The organism is Rhodovulum sp. 12E13, assembly GCF_003340565.1.
Taxonomy (GTDB): Bacteria; Pseudomonadota; Alphaproteobacteria; order Rhodobacterales; family Rhodobacteraceae; genus HLUCCA09.
The window spans coordinates 96,261-111,516 of the sequence record NZ_QPLK01000008.1 but is presented as its reverse complement, the minus strand read 5'-3'; the positions used below and the strand labels follow the sequence as shown (position 1 = coordinate 111,516).

Here is a 15,256-nt window from a genome sequence, read left to right as displayed (position 1 = left end):
GGCGCGGCGCACGGAAGAGGCCCGGCGAGCTGCACGCCGCCACGGGCCCGGCGGGGAACGCGACTCCCTGCCCCGCGGGGCGGCGCCGCGGCAGACGGCACGGCGGCGTGCGCCGCAGACATAACGTCGGACCGCTCAGGCGGGGGCATCGTAGCCCTCCATGATCTGGTGGGCCTCGTCGGGGCGGGCCACATCCATGTCGTGCGCGCCGCCGAGCATCAGCCCGATCCGCTCCATCGTCAGCCCTTCGGTCGGCACCGGTGGCGTCAGGCGGCCCGCGTTGAGCGCGGCGAAGCGGTCGGCCAGTGCGAGGATCTCGTCGAGATCCTGCGTGATGACGACCACGCCCGCGCCCTCGCGCGCAAGGTCGATCAGCGCCTGCCGGATGGCCGCGGCCGCCGCCGCGTCGACGCCCCATGTCGGCTGGTTGACCACCAGAACGCGGGGCCGCTGCAGCACCTCGCGCCCGATCACGAACTTCTGCAGGTTGCCGCCCGAGAGCGCCCGCGCCGCCGTGCCAGGCCCCGGCGTGCGCACGTCGAAGCTCTCTATCACCTTGGCCGCGAAGCCGCGCGCCGCCCGCCAGTCGAGAAAGCCCCGGCGCAGCATCGGCTCGCGCATCCAGCCCGTCAGCGCGGCATTTTCCGTCAGGCTCATGTCGGGGGCAGCGGCGTGGCCCAGCCGCTCTTCCGGCGCTGCGAGCAGTCCAAGCCGCCGCCGCGCGACCGGCCCGAGCGCGCCGATATCCTCGCCCTCGAGCGCGATCATGCGCGGACCGGTCGGCATCTCTCCCGACAGAGCCGCGAGCAGCTCGTCCTGACCGTTGCCGGCCACGCCGCCGATGCCGACGATCTCGCCAGCCTCGACCGTCAGCCTGATATCCGACAGCGCAGTGCCGAACCGCCCCGGTGCGGGCGCCGAGAGGCCGGTGAGCGCCAGAACCACGGGCCCGCGCTTGCGGCCCTCACGATCCGGCCGCTTGAGCGAGGCGCCGACCATCAGCTCGGCCAGCTGCGCCGCCGACACGCTGCGCGGATCGCAGGTGCCCACCACCCGGCCCCGCCGCAGGATCGTCGCCCGCCGGCAGAGCGCGCGGATCTCTTCCAGCTTGTGCGAGATGTAGAGGACCGAGGTGCCCTCGCGCGCCAGCTTTCGCAGCGTGGCGAAGAGGATCTCCACCTCCTGCGGGGTCAGCACCGAGGTCGGCTCGTCCATGACCAGCAGCTTCGGCTCCTGCAGCAGGCAACGCACGATCTCGACCCGCTGCCGCTCGCCCGCCGACAGGTCGCCCACGCGGCGGCCCGGGTCGAGCGGAAGGCCGTAGGCCCGGCTCACCTGCGCGATCTCGGCGGCCAGCGTGCGCAGCTTCGGCGCCTTCTCCATGCCCAGCCCGACATTCTCGGCCACGCTCAGCGCGTCGAAGAGGGAGAAGTGCTGGAACACCATCGCCACGCCCGCCCGACGCGCGGCCCGCGGTTCGGGCGGGGCGTAGGGCTTGCCCAGCAGCTCCATCGTGCCGGCGTCGGGCTTCACCAGGCCGTAGATCGCCTTGACAAGCGTCGACTTGCCGGCGCCGTTCTCGCCGAGAAGCGCGTGGATCTCGCCCTGCTGAACGGTCAGGTCGACGTCCTTGTTGGCGATCACGCCCGGATAGGCCTTCGACAGGCCGCGGACCTGCAGAAGCGCGCTCACGCCCCGCCCTCGGCCTGCGCGTCGGGAAGGAGGCCGTCGTCGGCCGGCGCCGCCGTGCCGACCGTGCGCATCAGCGCGGCGGCGGTGCCGATGGCGATGGCCTGGGGATGCTTGCCCATGGCGGGGTCGCCGATCGGGCAGGCGATGCGCGCGATCTGTCCGGGGGCGTGGCCCATCGCCGCGAGGCGCCTGCGGAAGCGCGCCCACTTGGTGGCCGAGCCGATCAGCCCGGCCGAGGCGAAGCCCCGCCGCAGCACCGCGTCGCAAAGCGCAAGGTCAAGGGCATGGGAATAGGTCAGAATCAGGTGATGCGCGTCCCCGGGGGCGTGGGCCACGGCCCTCGCCGGCTCGGCTGCCACCAGCATGTCGACGCCCTCGGGCATCGCGGCCGGGAACCGCTCCGCCCCGGTGTCGACCCATGTGATGCGCCAGTCGGGCAGGGGCGCCAGCACGCCGGTCAGCGCACGCCCGACATGCCCCGCCCCGTGCAGCCAGAGGTCATGGGCGGCGGTGCGCAAGGGCTCCACCATCCATCCCTCCACGAGCTGCGCCTCCGGCCTCTCCGTCCCGCGCCGTGCCCGTGCCCGGATCCGTTCCACGGCCAGCGGTGCAGCTTCGTCCCGCAAGACGCCTCCCTCCGAGACGGTCCCCCCCGCGACGGGCCCTCCCAAGACGGGCCAGCCCGAGACAGGTCGTGCCCATACGGTGCCTGCCGCCTCGATCTCGGCCAACCGCGCGCCGTCGATGACCTCGGTCAGCAGCGTCACCGCTCCGCCGCAGCACTGGCCCAGCCCCGGGCCGAGCGGCATCCGCTGCAGGCCCTCGCACGCCTCGCCCGCCAGGACGGCACGCGCCTGCCGCGCCGCCTCCCATTCCAGCGCGCCGCCGCCGATCGTGCCCTGCTGCCCGCTGTCCCAGACGATCATCGCCGCGCCTGCCTCGCGCGGTGCCGAGCCCTGCGCCTCCGCCACCACGACGCGCGCCACCATACCGTGCCGGGCGAGAGCGGCGCGCAGGGCGGCGAGGTCGAGGCTCATGCCGACCGCACTCGCTCGACCGCCGCCAGAACCCGCTCGGGCGTGGCCGGCGCGTCGAGCGCGGGGTAGGGGGCGCCGGGGCCCCCGCAGGCAGCCACGGCGTCCGACAGCGCCATCAGCGCGGAAATCCCCAGCATCAACGGCGGCTCTCCCACGGCCTTGGAGCGATAGATCGTCTCCTCGCGGTTCCGCCCGTCCCAGAGCGCGACGTTGAAAACGGGCGGCGCGTCCGAGCAGGCCGGGATCTTGTAGGTTGACGGGGCGTGCGTGCGCAAGCGGCCGCGCGTATCCCACACCAGTTCCTCCATCGTGAGCCAGCCCGTGCCCTGGATGTAACCGCCCTCGATCTGCCCGAGGTCGAGCGCCGGGTTCAGCGAGGTGCCGCAATCGTGCAGGATGTCGGCGCGGAGCAGGCGGTTCTCGCCCGTCAGCGTGTCGATCGCGGCCTCGGTCACCGCGACCCCGTAGGCGAAGTAGTAGAAGGGCCGGCCCTGCCCGCGGATCCGGTCCCACTCCACCTTGGGCGTGCGGTAGAAGCCGGTCGCCGAGAGCGAGATCCGCGCCATCCACGCGTCGCGCGCCACGTCCTCGAAAGGATAGCTCTGGGCGCCCACATGCACCCGCCCCCCCTCGAAGCGGACCGTGGCCGGGTCGGCCTGCTGCCGCTCCGCCACGAAGGTGGCGAGGCGGTCGCGGATCTCGTCGCAGGCCGCCTTGACGGCCATCCCGTTCAGGTCCGAGCCCGACGAGGCCGCGGTGGCCGAGGTGTTGGGCACCTTGCCGGTGTCGGTCGCGGTGATCTTCACCCGCTCCACCTCGACCCCGAAGCGGTCGGCCGCCACCTGCGCCACCTTCTGGAACAGACCCTGCCCCATCTCGGTGCCGCCGTGGTTCATGTGGATCGAGCCGTCGGTGTAGACATGCACGAGCGCGCCGGCCTGGTTCAGATGGGTCAGCGTGAAGGAGATGCCGAACTTCACCGGCGTCAACGCGATCCCGCGCTTGCAGATCGGCTCGGCGGCGTTCCATTCCGCGATGGCCGCCCGCCGCGCACGGTAATCGGAGCTTTCCACCAAACGCGCGACCATGTCGGGCAGGATGAAATCCTCCACCACCTGCCCGTAGGGCGTCGTCGAGCCGGGCACCTCGCTCCGCGGCGCCGGCTGCGGCGCGACCGCCTGCGCGGCGCCCCGGCTCGTCAGGTCGAGAGAGGGGTCGGCCGCGGCACCCTCTTCTCCCCTCATCTTGGCCGAAATACTCCGGGGGGAGGCGGCCCGGAACGGGCCGACGGGGGGCTGGCCCCCCTGCGCCGCCTCGGCCCGCGCAGCGTAGAAATTGGTGCGCCGCACCTCCAGCGGGTCGCGCCCGAGCGCATGGGCGACGTGGTCCATCACCCGCTCGATGCCCAGCATCCCCTGTGGGCCGCCGAAGCCGCGGAAGGCGGTCGCCGACTGCGTGTTGGTCCGCAGCCGGTGCGAGACGATCCGCACCGCCGGCAGCCAGTAGGCGTTGTCGGCGTGCAGCATCGCGCGGTCGGCCACGGGCAGCGACAGGTCCTGGCTCCAGCCGCAGCGGCAGAACTGCTCGAAGATCAGGCCGAGGATGCGGCCCTCGTCGTCCACCCCGGCGCGATAGTCGATGCGGAAGTCGTGGCGCTTGCCGGTGATGACGAAATCGTCGTCGCGGTCGTAGCGCATCTTGCAGGGCCGGCCCGTGAGCCGCGCGGCGACGGCGCAGGCACAGGCCAGCGCGTTGCCCTGGCTCTCCTTGCCGCCGAAGCCGCCGCCCATGCGCCGCACCTCGACCCGCACCGCGTTCATCGGCACCGCCAGCGCCTCGGCCACCTTGTGCTGGATCTCGGTCGGATGCTGCGAGGAGGAGTGCACGACCATGTCTCCCCCCTCCTGCGGCAGCGCCAGCGCCGCCTGCCCCTCCAGGTAGAAATGCTCCTGCCCGCCGATCTCGATCGAGCCGTCCACCAGATGCGCCGCCCCGGCGATGGCCGCCTCCGGATCGCCCCGTCCGTAGACGCGCGGGCCCTCCTCGAAGCGCCAGTCGCGGGCCAGTGCCTGCTCGATGGTCAGGACCGGCTCGGTCTCTTCCGCTGTCACCTGTGCCAGTCGCGCGGCCTTGCGCGCGGCGAGGTGGCTGTCGGCGACGACGAGGAAGAGCGGTTGCCCCGCATAGTGGATCTCGTGCGACGACAGCAACTCCTCGTGGAAGGTGGGCGCGGGCGAGACGTCGTTGTGCCCCGGCAGGTCGGCCGCCGTGATCACCGCGACGACCCCCGGCGCGGCGCGCACCGCGTCGAGGTCCATCTCCGTCCAGCGCCCCGAGGCGATCTGCGACAGGCCGAAGGCGAGGTGCAGCGTGCCCGCCGGCACGGGGATGTCGTCGACGTAGCGCGCCTCGCCGGTGACGTGGCGCATCGCGGCGTCGTGGGGGAGCGGTTTGGCGACGGTCATGGGCGTGCGTCCCCGCGGGAGGCCGATCCTTCTTCGAAGGATCGACAAGGGGCCGAATCTTCGTCGAAGATCCGGGCACCCGGTCGAGCCGTCGCGCGCCGTAGACGGCCGTGGCCCGATAGGGCGCGGCGTGTCCACGAATGTTCGCCGAAAATTCGTTCGCCCCGGCTCATGGCGCGATCTCCAGCACGCTGGTGCGCGCGCCTGCCCGTTCGGCGAAAACGCGGGCGAGCATGTTCTGCGCGGCGCGCAGGCGGTACCCGGCCGAGGCACGCATGTCGTCGATCGGCCGGAAGTCGTCGGCGAGGCGGGCCATGGCCGCTTCGACCGTCGCTGCCGTCCACGGCTGCCCTTCCAGCGTCGCCTCGACGGCGCGGGCCCGCTTCGGGGTCGCGGCCATGCCGCCGAAGGCCACGCGCGCCCGCGTCACGGTGTCATCTTCGACGGCGATGTCGAAGCAGCCGCAGACCGCCGAGATGTCCTGGTCGAACCGTTTCGACAGCTTCTGGCAGGACAGCGTGTCGGGGCGGCGCGGGAAGCTGACCGCCTCGACGAACTCGCCCGGGGCGCGGTCCTGCTTGCCGTAGTCGACGAAGAAGTCCTCGAGCGGCAGAGACCGGCGCGCGTCGCCCTTGCGCAGATGCAGCGTCGCGCCGAGCGCGATCAGGGCGGGCGGGCTGTCGCCGATCGGCGAGCCGTTGGCGATATTTCCCCCCACGGTCGCCGCGTTGCGCACCTGCACCGAGCCGTAGCGGCGGATCAGTTCCGCGAAGGAGGGGTGCAGCGGGGCCATGACCTCGTGCAGCTCGGCAAGAGTCGCCATCGCGCCGATGCGGACCTCCCTCTCGCTCACCTCGATGCGGGCGAGGTCGCGGCAGCGGTGGAGGAAGGCGACCGGAGCGAGGTCGCGCAGCTGCTTGGTCACCCAGAGGCCGACATCGGTCGCTCCGGCGATCAGGGTCGCGTCGGGATGGGCCTCGTACCATGCGGCGAGGGCATCGGAATCCTTGGGCAGCGCCGCGTCGGGTGCCGTCGGAGGGGGGCTTTCCGCCCCCCGCGCGGCATCGCCACGCTCCCCCGAGGATATGTCGGGCCGGAAGACGGGATGGGCGTCGTCAGCCTGGGTGTCTTGCCGGGCGTGGTTCCGGGCCGCGGCGGCGTCCTCGGCGACCCAGGCGGGTATGGGCGCTCCCTCGGCGGCGCGGGCGGCCCGAAGGATCGGCGCGTAGCCGGTGCAGCGGCAGAGATTGCCGGCGAGCTGATCTTCGTGGTCGGTGCGCCCCCGAGCGTGTGCGGCCGCCATCGCCACGACGAAGCCCGGCGTGCAGAAGCCGCATTGCGAGCCGTGGTGCTCGACCATCGCTTGCTGCACCGGGTGCAGCGCCCCGTCCGGCCCCGCGATCACCTCGACGGTGCGCACGGCCTTGCCGTGCAGCTGCGGCAGGAAGAGGATGCAGGCGTTGAGCGCGCGCGGGGTGCCGTCGGGGCCGGTCACGATGACCGTGCAGGCGCCGCAATCGCCCTCGTTGCAGCCTTCCTTGGTACCGGTCAGGGCGCGTTCCTCGCGCAACCAGTCGAGCAGGGTGCGCGTGGGCGTGGTGTCGATCCGCACCGGCGCGCCGTTCAGGACGAAGGCGATCTCCATGGGTCGAAACGATCCGCCGCGTTACCAGACATCGGAGCCCGGCGCGCGCCCTCGATGCGGCGTAGAAGGCGCGGCCCTGTTCGCGGACGCAGCAAAGCGCGAAGCGCGCGACGATGCAAGGGCGGCGCGACGCGCCGGCCGCAGGCAGAGTGCCTGCTCGCGTGTGTGGCCCAATTCCACGCCCCCGTGCTGTCGGACCGGCCGCATCTTTGCGCAGGTCGCGTCGCATGCTACCGTCTCGGCACAATAATCGACAAGAACAGAACATACAGGCAGGCAGAGCGATGAGCAGCACCGCGGGAGGGGGCGCCCTCTACGCGACCGAGTGGTCGCACGTCGAGATCGACGGGGTCGAGGGGGCGCCGCTCCAGGGGCTCAGGGTAGGCAGCGAATGGGGGTGGCGTGGCGAGCTGTGGCGGCTCGACGCGGTGCCTACGCCCCTGCGCCTCGAGGCGGCCGTCGGGCGCGCCGCGCTGCGCCGGGTCGCGGCGCGGCGGGCGGCACGGGTCACGCAGCGCGGCGGGCCGCTGCCGGTTCTGTCGCGTCGTCGCATGCCCGTTCTGCCGCTGGCCGAGGAACGCCTCCTGCGCACGGGCTTCGTGTTGACGGACGGCCGCCGGGCGTGGTCGGTCAGTTACCTTCCGGGGCGCGACGGCGCGGCGCTCGCGCTGTTCGACCGGGCGGTGCCGCCGCGCGGCGTGCCGCTCTGGGTGGTCTCGGCCCATCACGGCAGTGCGCGCGCGCCGACGCGGGCCCTGGCGGGCTTCGTGCCCGGCACGCCGGTCGAGACGCCCCGCGGGCCGGTGCCGGTGGAGCGGCTTCGCCCCGGCGACGCGGTGCTCACCGACCTTGGCGCGCGTCCGGTGCGGGCGGTGCGGCTGCGCCCGGCGGCGGGAGCGGTGGCGCTTCCTGCCTGGCTGTTCGGCCCGACGGCGCCCGGCGCCGAGGTGACCGTCGGCCACGACACGTGGCTCGGCGTCGAGGGCGCGGCGCTGTCCGAGTTGTTCGGGCTGGGCGAGGCGCTCGTGAGGGCGGGCGACCTCGGGGCGCTTCCCGTCGCCCGGTCCGCGCACCGGGCCGACCTGATCGCGCTGACGCTCGACGGCGCGCCGCTGGTGATGGCGGGGGGCCTGCCCTGCCTCGCGGGCCCGGCGGAGCGGAGCCCGATGCGGAGGCTCGGCGCGGGAGAGGCCGCCATCGCGCTCGGCCATGCCGCGCTGTGGCCCTCGCCGCGGATGGTGCTGCGCCGTGCCGCTGCCTGAAGAAGGGGAGGCGCCCGCCGGTTGACACCGAGGCGCGCGGGTGTATACGGCGCGCTTCCGGCGGATGCCGGATCGTTTGGTGTTGGCGGCCCCCGCGAGGGGATGCCTGTCGCCCGAGGGCGGGCTCGACCGGCCCGAGGGAAAGGACAACGCCCTTCATGCAACGCGGGCACCGCGCCCGCAGGGAAGGAGACCAGAGGTGACGAAACGCACCGCTGCCAAATACAAGATCGACCGCCGGATGGGCGAGAACATCTGGGGCCGCCCGAAAAGCCCCGTGAACCGCCGCGAATACGGCCCCGGCCAGCACGGCCAGCGCCGCAAGGGCAAGATGAGCGACTTCGGCCTGCAGCTCCGCGCCAAGCAGAAGCTCAAGGGCTATTACGGCGACCTGACGGAGAAGCAGTTCCGCCGCATCTTCGCCGAGGCCGAGCGCAAGCGCGGCGATACCGGCGAGCTCTTGATCGGCCTGCTGGAGCGGCGCCTCGACGCCGTGGTCTATCGCGCCAAGTTCGTGCCGACGATCTTCGCCGCGCGCCAGTTCGTGAACCATGGCCATGTCGAGGTGAACGGCAAGCGGGTCAACATCCCCTCCTATCGCGTGAGCGAGGGCGACGTGGTCTCGATCCGCGAGAAGTCGCGGCAACTCGCCATCGTGCTCGAGGCCGTGGGCCTCGCCGAGCGCGACGTGCCCGACTACCTCGATGTCGACCACCAGAAGATGACGGCGTCCTTCGTGCGGACTCCGGGCCTCGGCGACGTGCCCTATCCGGTGCAGATGGAGCCGAACCTCGTGATCGAGTTCTACGCGCAGAACTGATCGCGGTGCGGGCCGCAAGGGAGAGGGCCGCCGCGAGGCGGCCTTTTTCGTGTGCGGCCCTACCTTCGGGCTCGGGAGGTCTGCCATGGACGTCGCGGTTTTCGGGGCCAACGGGCGAACGGGGCGGCTGATCGTGGCCGAGCTTGCGCGACGCGGCCACGCGCCGCTGGCGATCACCCGGCGCCCGGTCGAGGTCGCCGGCGCCGCCGCGCACCGCGTGCTCGACCTTTCCGACACCGCCGCGGTCCGCGAGGCTGCAGGCGGGGCCGCGATCTCGGCTCTCGCCTCTTCGCGCGGCAACCGGGCCTGCTCGGCGCTCGCGGAGGCGCTCGGACCCTGTTCCGGCCTGCGCCTCGTGACCGTCGCGGGCGCCGCGGTCGACGCGCCGGGCGACCGCAAGCCATGGCCCGAGCGGCGCTTCGGCCCGCTGCTCGCGCGGCTGGTGGGCGAGATGATCCTCGACCGGCAGCGCGAATTCGCGATCCTGACGCTGGCCGAAGCGCGGTGGACGATGCTGCGCCCGCCGCGGCTGACCAACGGCGCAGCGACCGGGCGAGCGGCGCTGTCGTTCGACCGGCCGGTCTCGGGCCGCGTCGCGCGGGCCGACCTCGCGGTCGCCGCCGTCGACGCACTGTTCGACGAGGAGCTGGTGCGCCGCGCGCCCTTCGTCGCCGAGGCGCGGCGCGGGGGTGGGCGGCCTGCTGCCGCCACGGCCGACAAGGCTCTGGCCCCGCGGGCCGGCAGCCGATAGAACGCCGCGAAAAGGGGAGGGCCGCATGGCACCGATCGCGCCGCAGCCCGGCATCATGGATATCGCGCTCTACGAGGGGGGCAAGTCCGCCATCGCGGGACGCGACGACGTGCTCAAGCTGTCGTCGAACGAGAACCCGCGCGGCCCGAGCCCCGCCGCGATGGAGGCGGTGCGCGCCTCGGCCGCCACGCTGCACCGCTACCCGTCGACCGATCACGCGGCCCTGCGCACCGCCATCTCCGATGTCCACGGGCTCGACGCGGGTCGGATCGTCTGCGGCGTCGGCTCCGACGAGATCATCCACGTCCTGTGCCAGGCCTATGCCGGGCCGGGAGACGAGGTTCTCTACCCCGAGCACGGCTTCGCCATGTATCGCATCTCGGCGCTGGCCGCCGGGGCGACCCCGGTCGTCGCCCGCGAGCGCGAGCGCCGGGTCGATGTCGACGCGCTGCTGGCCATGGCGAGCGAGCGCACGCGGCTCGTCTTCCTCGCCAACCCGGCCAACCCGACCGGCACGATGCTGCACGAGGCCGAGGTCGCACGGCTCGCCGCCGGCCTGCCCGAGGCGTGCCTGCTGGTGCTCGACGGGGCCTATGTCGAATACGCCGAGGGCTGCGACGGCGGCGCGGCGCTGGTCGAGTCGCGCGACGATGTGGTGATGACGCGCACCTTCTCCAAGCTCTACGGGCTCGGCGGGCTGCGGATCGGCTGGGGCTACGCGCCGCGCGCGGTGATCGACGTGCTCAACCGCATCCGCGGGCCGTTCAACCTGTCGGGCACCCAGCTCTCCGCCGCCGAGGCCGCCATGCGCGACCGTGCCTTCGTGGCCGAGACGCTGGCGATCAACGCCGCCCAGCGGGCGCGTCTCACGCAGGCGCTGCGCGCCATGGGAATCGCCTGCGACGACAGCCAGGCCAATTTCGTGCTCGCCCGCTTCCGGTCGCCCGAAGAGGCGGGCGCCGCCGATCTGCATCTGCAGGCGCGCGGCATCCTCGTGCGGCGGGTGACGGGCTACGGCTTCCCCGAAGGGCTGCGCATCACCGTCGGCACCGAGGCCGACACGACGCGGGTGCTCGACGCCCTCGCCCGTTTCCGCGAGGAGGCTGCATGAGCCCGGTCTACGACCGCGTCGCCCTCATCGGCCTCGGCCTGATCGCCTCGTCGATGGCGCACGCGATGCGGCGCGGGGGCCTCGCCGGCGAGATCGTGGGCACCGCCCGCTCGCCCGAGACGCGCCGGATCGCCGCCGAGGACGGGTTGTGCGACCGGGTGGTGGCGACGGCCGCGGAGGCGGTGGAGGACGCCGACCTCGTTGTCCTCTGCGTGCCGGTCGGCGCGATGGGCGCCGTGGCCGCGGAGATCGGGCCCCATCTCGCCCGCGGCGCGACGCTGACCGACGTGGGCTCGGTCAAGCGCGCGGTGGTCGAGGCGGTGACCCCCCACGTGCCCGAGGGCGTGCATTTCATCCCCGCGCACCCTCTGGCGGGCACCGAGCATTCCGGCCCCCGCTCCGGCTTCGCCGAGCTGTTCGAAAACCGCTGGTGCCTGATCCTGCCCGGCGAGGGCGCCGACCCTGACGCCGTCGCGCGCCTCCGCGCGCTGTGGGAGGCGATGGGCGCCCATGTCGACGAGATGGCGGTCGACCGGCACGATCTCGTGCTCGCCGTGACCAGCCACGCGCCGCACCTGATCGCCTACACGATGGTGGGCGTCGCGGACGACCTTCGCCGCGTCACCGAGGGCGAGGTCGTCAAGTATTCCGCCGCCGGATTCCGCGACTTCACCCGCATCGCGGCGTCGGACCCCACCATGTGGCGCGACGTTTTCCTGACCAACAAGGACGCGACGCTCGAGATCCTCGGCCGCTTCACCGAGGAGCTCTTCGCGCTGCAACGCGCGATCCGCACCGGCGACGGCGACCTGCTGTTCGATTACTTCACCCGCACGCGGGCGATCCGCCGCGGCATCGTCGAGGCGGGGCAGGACACCGACGCCCCCGATTTCGGCCGTGTCAAGGTCGTCGGCCGCGCCCCGTCGGCCGGGTCCGCCGATGGCCCCTCCTCCGAGGCATCCGGCGAGGGTGCGCCGGGCCCACGGGCGGCGCGGGCCGGGTGAGCGCCGCCACCCTCCCGCGCGCTCTCTCGACCGCGCTCGCCGCCGCGGCGCTGGCCGTCGGCACGACGCTCGGCGCCCCTGCCACGGCCGATGCCCCCGCGGAGAGCCTGCGACCCGAGCCCCGCATGGCCGTGGCGGCGACGCCTGCGCCCGGATCCCACGGTGCCGCGTCGGGTGCGGGCATCACCGCGGCCGCCCCTCCACCGGTCCTGTCTCCTTCTTCCTCTCCCGGGGGCGGGCCTCGCGGCGTCGAGACCGATCCCGCCGGCGAGGCCGCCGGTTCAGGCTCGGCTCCCGACCGAGGCACCCTGCAGAACGGGCCGGGAAGGGCCGCCGCATCCGCGGCCCCGCCCCCGGACAGCGAGGCCGTCGCGGGGCAGACCGGCCGCGCGGCGGCGTCACCTCCGCCCCCGGCCCCGTCCCCTGGCCTGGCCCCGCCCCCGCCCCGACCCGCGCCGGCGACGGCGGCGGATGCGGATACCGCGGCGGGAGCACCCACCCCGTCGCCTGTCCTTCGCCCGAAGGCGCGGCCGGCGGGCATGCCGGTCGGGGCGGAGATGGCGGAGGCGGCGGTGCGCACGGTCGCCGTCCAGTTGCCCGGCCCGCGCGCCGTCCCCCGCCCGCCCGCGCGCCCCGCCGGTCTCGCCCGCGCCGCCGCCCGCCACGAAGAGGCGGCGCGCGCCGCGGCCGCGTCCGCCTCGGCGTCCGCCGTGCCCGCGCCCACCCGCGTCGCCACCGCGGCGGCCGTCGCCGCGCCGCGCCCGCCAGAGCGGCCGGGCCTGTTCGGCGGCCTGTTCCGGCGCAGCGCCCAGCCGGCCCCGCCGGCGCAGGGATCGGTCTGCGGCAACCGCGCGATTCGGGGGAAGGTCATCCCGCCCGTTCCCGGCGAGCGGGCAGGCTGCGGGATTCCGGACCCCGTCCGCATCACCGAGGTCGCCGGCATTCGCCTCTCCACCTCGGCCACGGTCGACTGCGTCACCGCCCAGGCCCTGCATGACTGGGTGGAGCAGGGGGCCAAGCCGGCCGTCGGCACAACCGGGGGCGGCCTCGTCGCCCTGCAGGTCGCCGCTCACTACGCCTGCCGAACCCGTAACAACCGCCCAGGCGCGCGCATCTCCGAGCACGGGCGGGGCCGCGCCATCGACATCTCCGCCCTCGTCCTGGCGAGCGGCGAGCGCATAACGGTGCTGCACGGCTGGCGCTCGCGGCAGGCCGGGCCGATCCTGCGCCGGATGCACGCCGCCGCCTGCGGCCCCTTCGGCACCGTTCTCGGCCCCGACTCTGACCGCTTTCACCAGGATCATTTCCACTTCGATACCGCCCGCTACCGCTCCGGCCCCTACTGTCGGTGAGCGCCCGTCGACGGGCCTGATTGCACCCGTCCCGCCTTCGCCCGCGCGCCGAAGTGCCGCCCGCCCGCGCCGGCCTGGGCTGCCGCGCGCCCCTCGGCGGGCGCGATTCGCGAGGTGCGGCGCGTTCCGGCAACGGGACGCGCGGCGGCGTTCCGTTCCCGGGCTCGGCTTTCAGAGCCCCCTGCATGCTTCTTCTTGCTCCAAGTATCCCGGGGGGAGGCGCCGAAGGCGACGGGGGGCTGGCCCCCCTGATCCGGGCCGGCCCGCGCGAGGCTCAGGGCAGAGCGAGCCGGGGGGCCGGCCCGACCGGCACCGGCCCGAGGCGCGTGCGGCCACCCGAGAAGACCAGCGGGATGTCGAGCGTGCGCGGGCTCCCGGCGAGGCGCGAGACGAGTTCGAGCGCGCCCTCGGCGGCGTCGGCGATGCCGTCGGGCAGGGTGTTCGTCGCCCGTGCCGCGGCAAGGATCTCGCGCCAGTTCGTCGCCTTCACCAGCAATTCGCCGTCCGGCTCCCCGCCGTCGTCCACGTCCAGCGTTCCCGCCACACGAAGGTCGAGCGCGCCCCAACGCAGGGCGGCGTCCTTGACCACGATGCGGCGGGGCTGGGGCCGCGTCTCCTCCAGCGCCGCGATGTCCCAGGCGCGGTCGAAGGTCACTTCCGCCTCCCCCTCGATCCGCTCGATCGTGCCCGGCGCGAGGTCGGCCCGGCGCAGCCGCTCGGCCGTCTCGGAGGGCAGGGCGAGGGCCTCGGCCGACAGCGTGACGGTCATCACCTCGGGAGCAGCCTCCGAGGCCAGCGCCGTCAGCCGCCCGGCGGCGAGCGAGGCCCGCCAGCCCGCATCCGACGTCACGCCGAGGGCCTGCGCGGTGAGCGTGGCGCCCTCCAGCCGCGCCTCCGGCCCGTCGAGCCGCATCTCGGCCTGCAGCAGCCCGCCGGCCACGGTCAGCCGCTGCTCGGGCGTGCGGACGTCCTGTTCGGGCGGGAACTGCACGACGAGGCCCGGCTGGGCGAGTTCGGGGTGGCGGGCGCGGGCCAACGTGAGGTCGGGGGCACGCCAGGCCCACCCCGTGTCCGGGTCGGCCAGTTCGGGGGCGAGGAGCGTCCGGACATAGGAGAGCGGAAAGCCGCGGATCTCGACATTCGCCCATTCCGCCTGCCAGCCGGCCTCGCGGCGGGCCTCGAGCCAGGCTTCGGTCGCCGAGACGCTGCGCCAGGCGGCGAGGGGCCACCATGCCGCCCAGAGCGCGACCGCGGCGGCGAAGACAAGCAGTACACGTCGCATCGGCGCCCTTTCCGTTCCGACCCCGATCGGCTTTATGGGGGGCCATGACGACCACGCCAACCCCGCCCTCGGGTTCCGACACGATTCCGGCCGAGCACGACCCCGCCGCGCCGCTGTGGGTCTTCGGCTACGGCAGCCTGTTGTGGAACCCCGAGATAGACGTGGCCGAGCGGGCGCCCGCGATGCTGCAGGGCTGGCACCGCTCGTTCTGCATGCGCTCGATCCACCACCGTGGCTCGGAGGCCGAGCCGGGGCTGGTGCTGGCCCTCGACGCGGGCGCGGGCGCCTCGTGCGAGGGGCTGGCGCTGCGCGCCCGGCCGGGAACCGAAGCCGAGGCGCTCGCCGCCCTGCGCGCGCGCGAGCTGATCTCGTCGGCCTATGTCGAGAAACTGGTGACGCTGTGGCTGACCGACGGGCGGCAGGTGACGGCGCTTGCCTACGTCATCGACCCTTCCCACGCACAATATTGCGGTGGCCTGCCGCTGGAAGAGCAGGCGCGCATCATCGCGCGCGCGGTGGGCGGGCGGGGGCCGAACGCGGACTACCTCTTCAACACCGTGGAACACCTGGAGGCGCTGGGCGTGCAGGATGGCGAACTGGACTGGCTCGCGGCCCGCGTGCGCGCCCTTGTCGGCGCCGCCTGAGCAAACGCCGCAGCCGCGCCGGCGCCTCTCCCGGCCCCGGCCCCGGCGCGCCCGGCAGGCGGGCGCTGGCGACACGATCGCGGGTTTTCGCGGAGTTGCCGCCCTTGCAGGCGCCTCGGTCGCTGGCCTTTACGCCGCACTCCCCCTAGTCTAGGGCACGCCAGCCCCGGGGCAGATCCGGCGGCCGGAAG

At 73.9% G+C, this 15,256-nt stretch carries 12 protein-coding genes; 7 read left to right on the top strand and 5 right to left on the bottom strand.

What is annotated here, in order from left to right; translation table 11 throughout:
• Positions 1 to 135: 135 nt before the first annotated feature.
• The 4 genes from DLJ49_RS09360 to xdhA all read right to left on the bottom strand — a co-directional run bounded on the left by DLJ49_RS09360 (position 136) and on the right by xdhA (position 6,839).
• Positions 136 to 1,692 carry an ABC transporter ATP-binding protein gene (locus DLJ49_RS09360; RefSeq protein ID WP_115393273.1) on the bottom strand — a complete coding sequence of 519 codons (1,557 nt, stop codon included), beginning with the start codon at positions 1,690 to 1,692 and terminating at the stop codon, positions 136 to 138.
• On the bottom strand, positions 1,689 to 2,729 hold the full coding sequence (gene xdhC / locus DLJ49_RS09355) for a xanthine dehydrogenase accessory protein XdhC (RefSeq protein ID WP_115393272.1): 1,041 nt from the start codon (positions 2,727 to 2,729) through the stop codon (positions 1,689 to 1,691). Before xdhC ends, DLJ49_RS09360 begins: the two co-directional genes overlap by 4 nt.
• Positions 2,726 to 5,194 (bottom strand): xanthine dehydrogenase molybdopterin binding subunit, encoded by a 2,469-nt coding sequence (locus DLJ49_RS09350; RefSeq protein WP_115393271.1) that lies wholly within the window; start codon positions 5,192 to 5,194, stop codon positions 2,726 to 2,728. Before DLJ49_RS09350 ends, xdhC begins: the two co-directional genes overlap by 4 nt.
• Before the next feature lie 169 nt (positions 5,195 to 5,363).
• Entirely contained in the window at positions 5,364 to 6,839 is a 1,476-nt protein-coding gene (gene xdhA / locus DLJ49_RS09345; protein ID WP_115393270.1) for a xanthine dehydrogenase small subunit, read from the bottom strand.
• A gap of 284 nt (positions 6,840 to 7,123) precedes the next feature.
• Here xdhA and DLJ49_RS09340 point away from each other — a divergent pair, with 284 nt between their 5' ends.
• The 6 genes from DLJ49_RS09340 (at position 7,124) to DLJ49_RS09315 (ending at position 13,139) form a co-directional block, all read left to right on the top strand.
• Positions 7,124 to 8,101 (top strand): Hint domain-containing protein, encoded by a 978-nt coding sequence (locus DLJ49_RS09340; RefSeq protein WP_115393269.1) that lies wholly within the window; start codon positions 7,124 to 7,126, stop codon positions 8,099 to 8,101.
• 199 nt (positions 8,102 to 8,300) lie between these two features.
• Complete coding sequence (gene rpsD / locus DLJ49_RS09335) at positions 8,301 to 8,921, top strand: 30S ribosomal protein S4 (protein ID WP_115393268.1); 621 nt, start codon at positions 8,301 to 8,303, stop codon at positions 8,919 to 8,921.
• An 85-nt stretch (positions 8,922 to 9,006) separates the two neighbouring features.
• The gene (locus DLJ49_RS09330; protein WP_115393267.1) at positions 9,007 to 9,672 is read left to right on the top strand and encodes an NAD(P)-dependent oxidoreductase; all 666 of its coding nucleotides are present in this window, start codon (positions 9,007 to 9,009) and stop codon (positions 9,670 to 9,672) included.
• Between the two features lie 25 nt (positions 9,673 to 9,697).
• Positions 9,698 to 10,783: a histidinol-phosphate transaminase gene (gene hisC / locus DLJ49_RS09325; RefSeq protein WP_115393266.1), complete on the top strand. Its 1,086-nt coding sequence runs from the start codon at positions 9,698 to 9,700 to the stop codon at positions 10,781 to 10,783.
• Positions 10,780 to 11,787 (top strand): prephenate/arogenate dehydrogenase family protein, encoded by a 1,008-nt coding sequence (locus DLJ49_RS09320; RefSeq protein WP_115393265.1) that lies wholly within the window; start codon positions 10,780 to 10,782, stop codon positions 11,785 to 11,787. The genes hisC and DLJ49_RS09320 overlap by 4 nt, the downstream gene beginning before the upstream one ends.
• Positions 11,788 to 12,326: 539 nt before the next feature.
• On the top strand, positions 12,327 to 13,139 hold the full coding sequence (locus tag DLJ49_RS09315; RefSeq protein WP_233488921.1) for an extensin-like domain-containing protein: 813 nt from the start codon (positions 12,327 to 12,329) through the stop codon (positions 13,137 to 13,139).
• Between the two features lie 274 nt (positions 13,140 to 13,413).
• On the opposite strand, the gene DLJ49_RS09310 is transcribed toward DLJ49_RS09315, so the two are convergent.
• A complete protein-coding gene (locus DLJ49_RS09310; protein ID WP_115393264.1) occupies positions 13,414 to 14,421 on the bottom strand; it encodes a DUF2125 domain-containing protein in 1,008 nt (335 codons plus the stop codon).
• A gap of 44 nt (positions 14,422 to 14,465) precedes the next feature.
• Here DLJ49_RS09310 and DLJ49_RS09305 point away from each other — a divergent pair, with 44 nt between their 5' ends.
• A complete protein-coding gene (locus tag DLJ49_RS09305) occupies positions 14,466 to 15,065 on the top strand; it encodes a gamma-glutamylcyclotransferase (RefSeq protein WP_115393263.1) in 600 nt (199 codons plus the stop codon).
• The last annotated feature ends 191 nt before the right edge of the window (positions 15,066 to 15,256 follow it).

What these genes read in the sequence shown, in the direction of transcription:
- DLJ49_RS09310 (WP_115393264.1), bottom strand. Translation starts at nt 14,421, where the DNA reads ATGCGACGTGTACTGCTTGTCTTCGCCGCCGCGGTCGCGCTCTGGGCG.
- xdhA (WP_115393270.1), bottom strand. Translation starts at nt 6,839, where the DNA reads ATGGAGATCGCCTTCGTCCTGAACGGCGCGCCGGTGCGGATCGACACC.
- DLJ49_RS09330 (WP_115393267.1), top strand. Translation starts at nt 9,007, where the DNA reads ATGGACGTCGCGGTTTTCGGGGCCAACGGGCGAACGGGGCGGCTGATC.
- DLJ49_RS09305 (WP_115393263.1), top strand. Translation starts at nt 14,466, where the DNA reads ATGACGACCACGCCAACCCCGCCCTCGGGTTCCGACACGATTCCGGCC.
- hisC (WP_115393266.1), top strand. Translation starts at nt 9,698, where the DNA reads ATGGCACCGATCGCGCCGCAGCCCGGCATCATGGATATCGCGCTCTAC.
- DLJ49_RS09315 (WP_233488921.1), top strand. Translation starts at nt 12,327, where the DNA reads ATGCCGGTCGGGGCGGAGATGGCGGAGGCGGCGGTGCGCACGGTCGCC.
- xdhC (WP_115393272.1), bottom strand. Translation starts at nt 2,729, where the DNA reads ATGAGCCTCGACCTCGCCGCCCTGCGCGCCGCTCTCGCCCGGCACGGT.
- DLJ49_RS09350 (WP_115393271.1), bottom strand. Translation starts at nt 5,194, where the DNA reads ATGACCGTCGCCAAACCGCTCCCCCACGACGCCGCGATGCGCCACGTC.
- DLJ49_RS09340 (WP_115393269.1), top strand. Translation starts at nt 7,124, where the DNA reads ATGAGCAGCACCGCGGGAGGGGGCGCCCTCTACGCGACCGAGTGGTCG.
- DLJ49_RS09320 (WP_115393265.1), top strand. Translation starts at nt 10,780, where the DNA reads ATGAGCCCGGTCTACGACCGCGTCGCCCTCATCGGCCTCGGCCTGATC.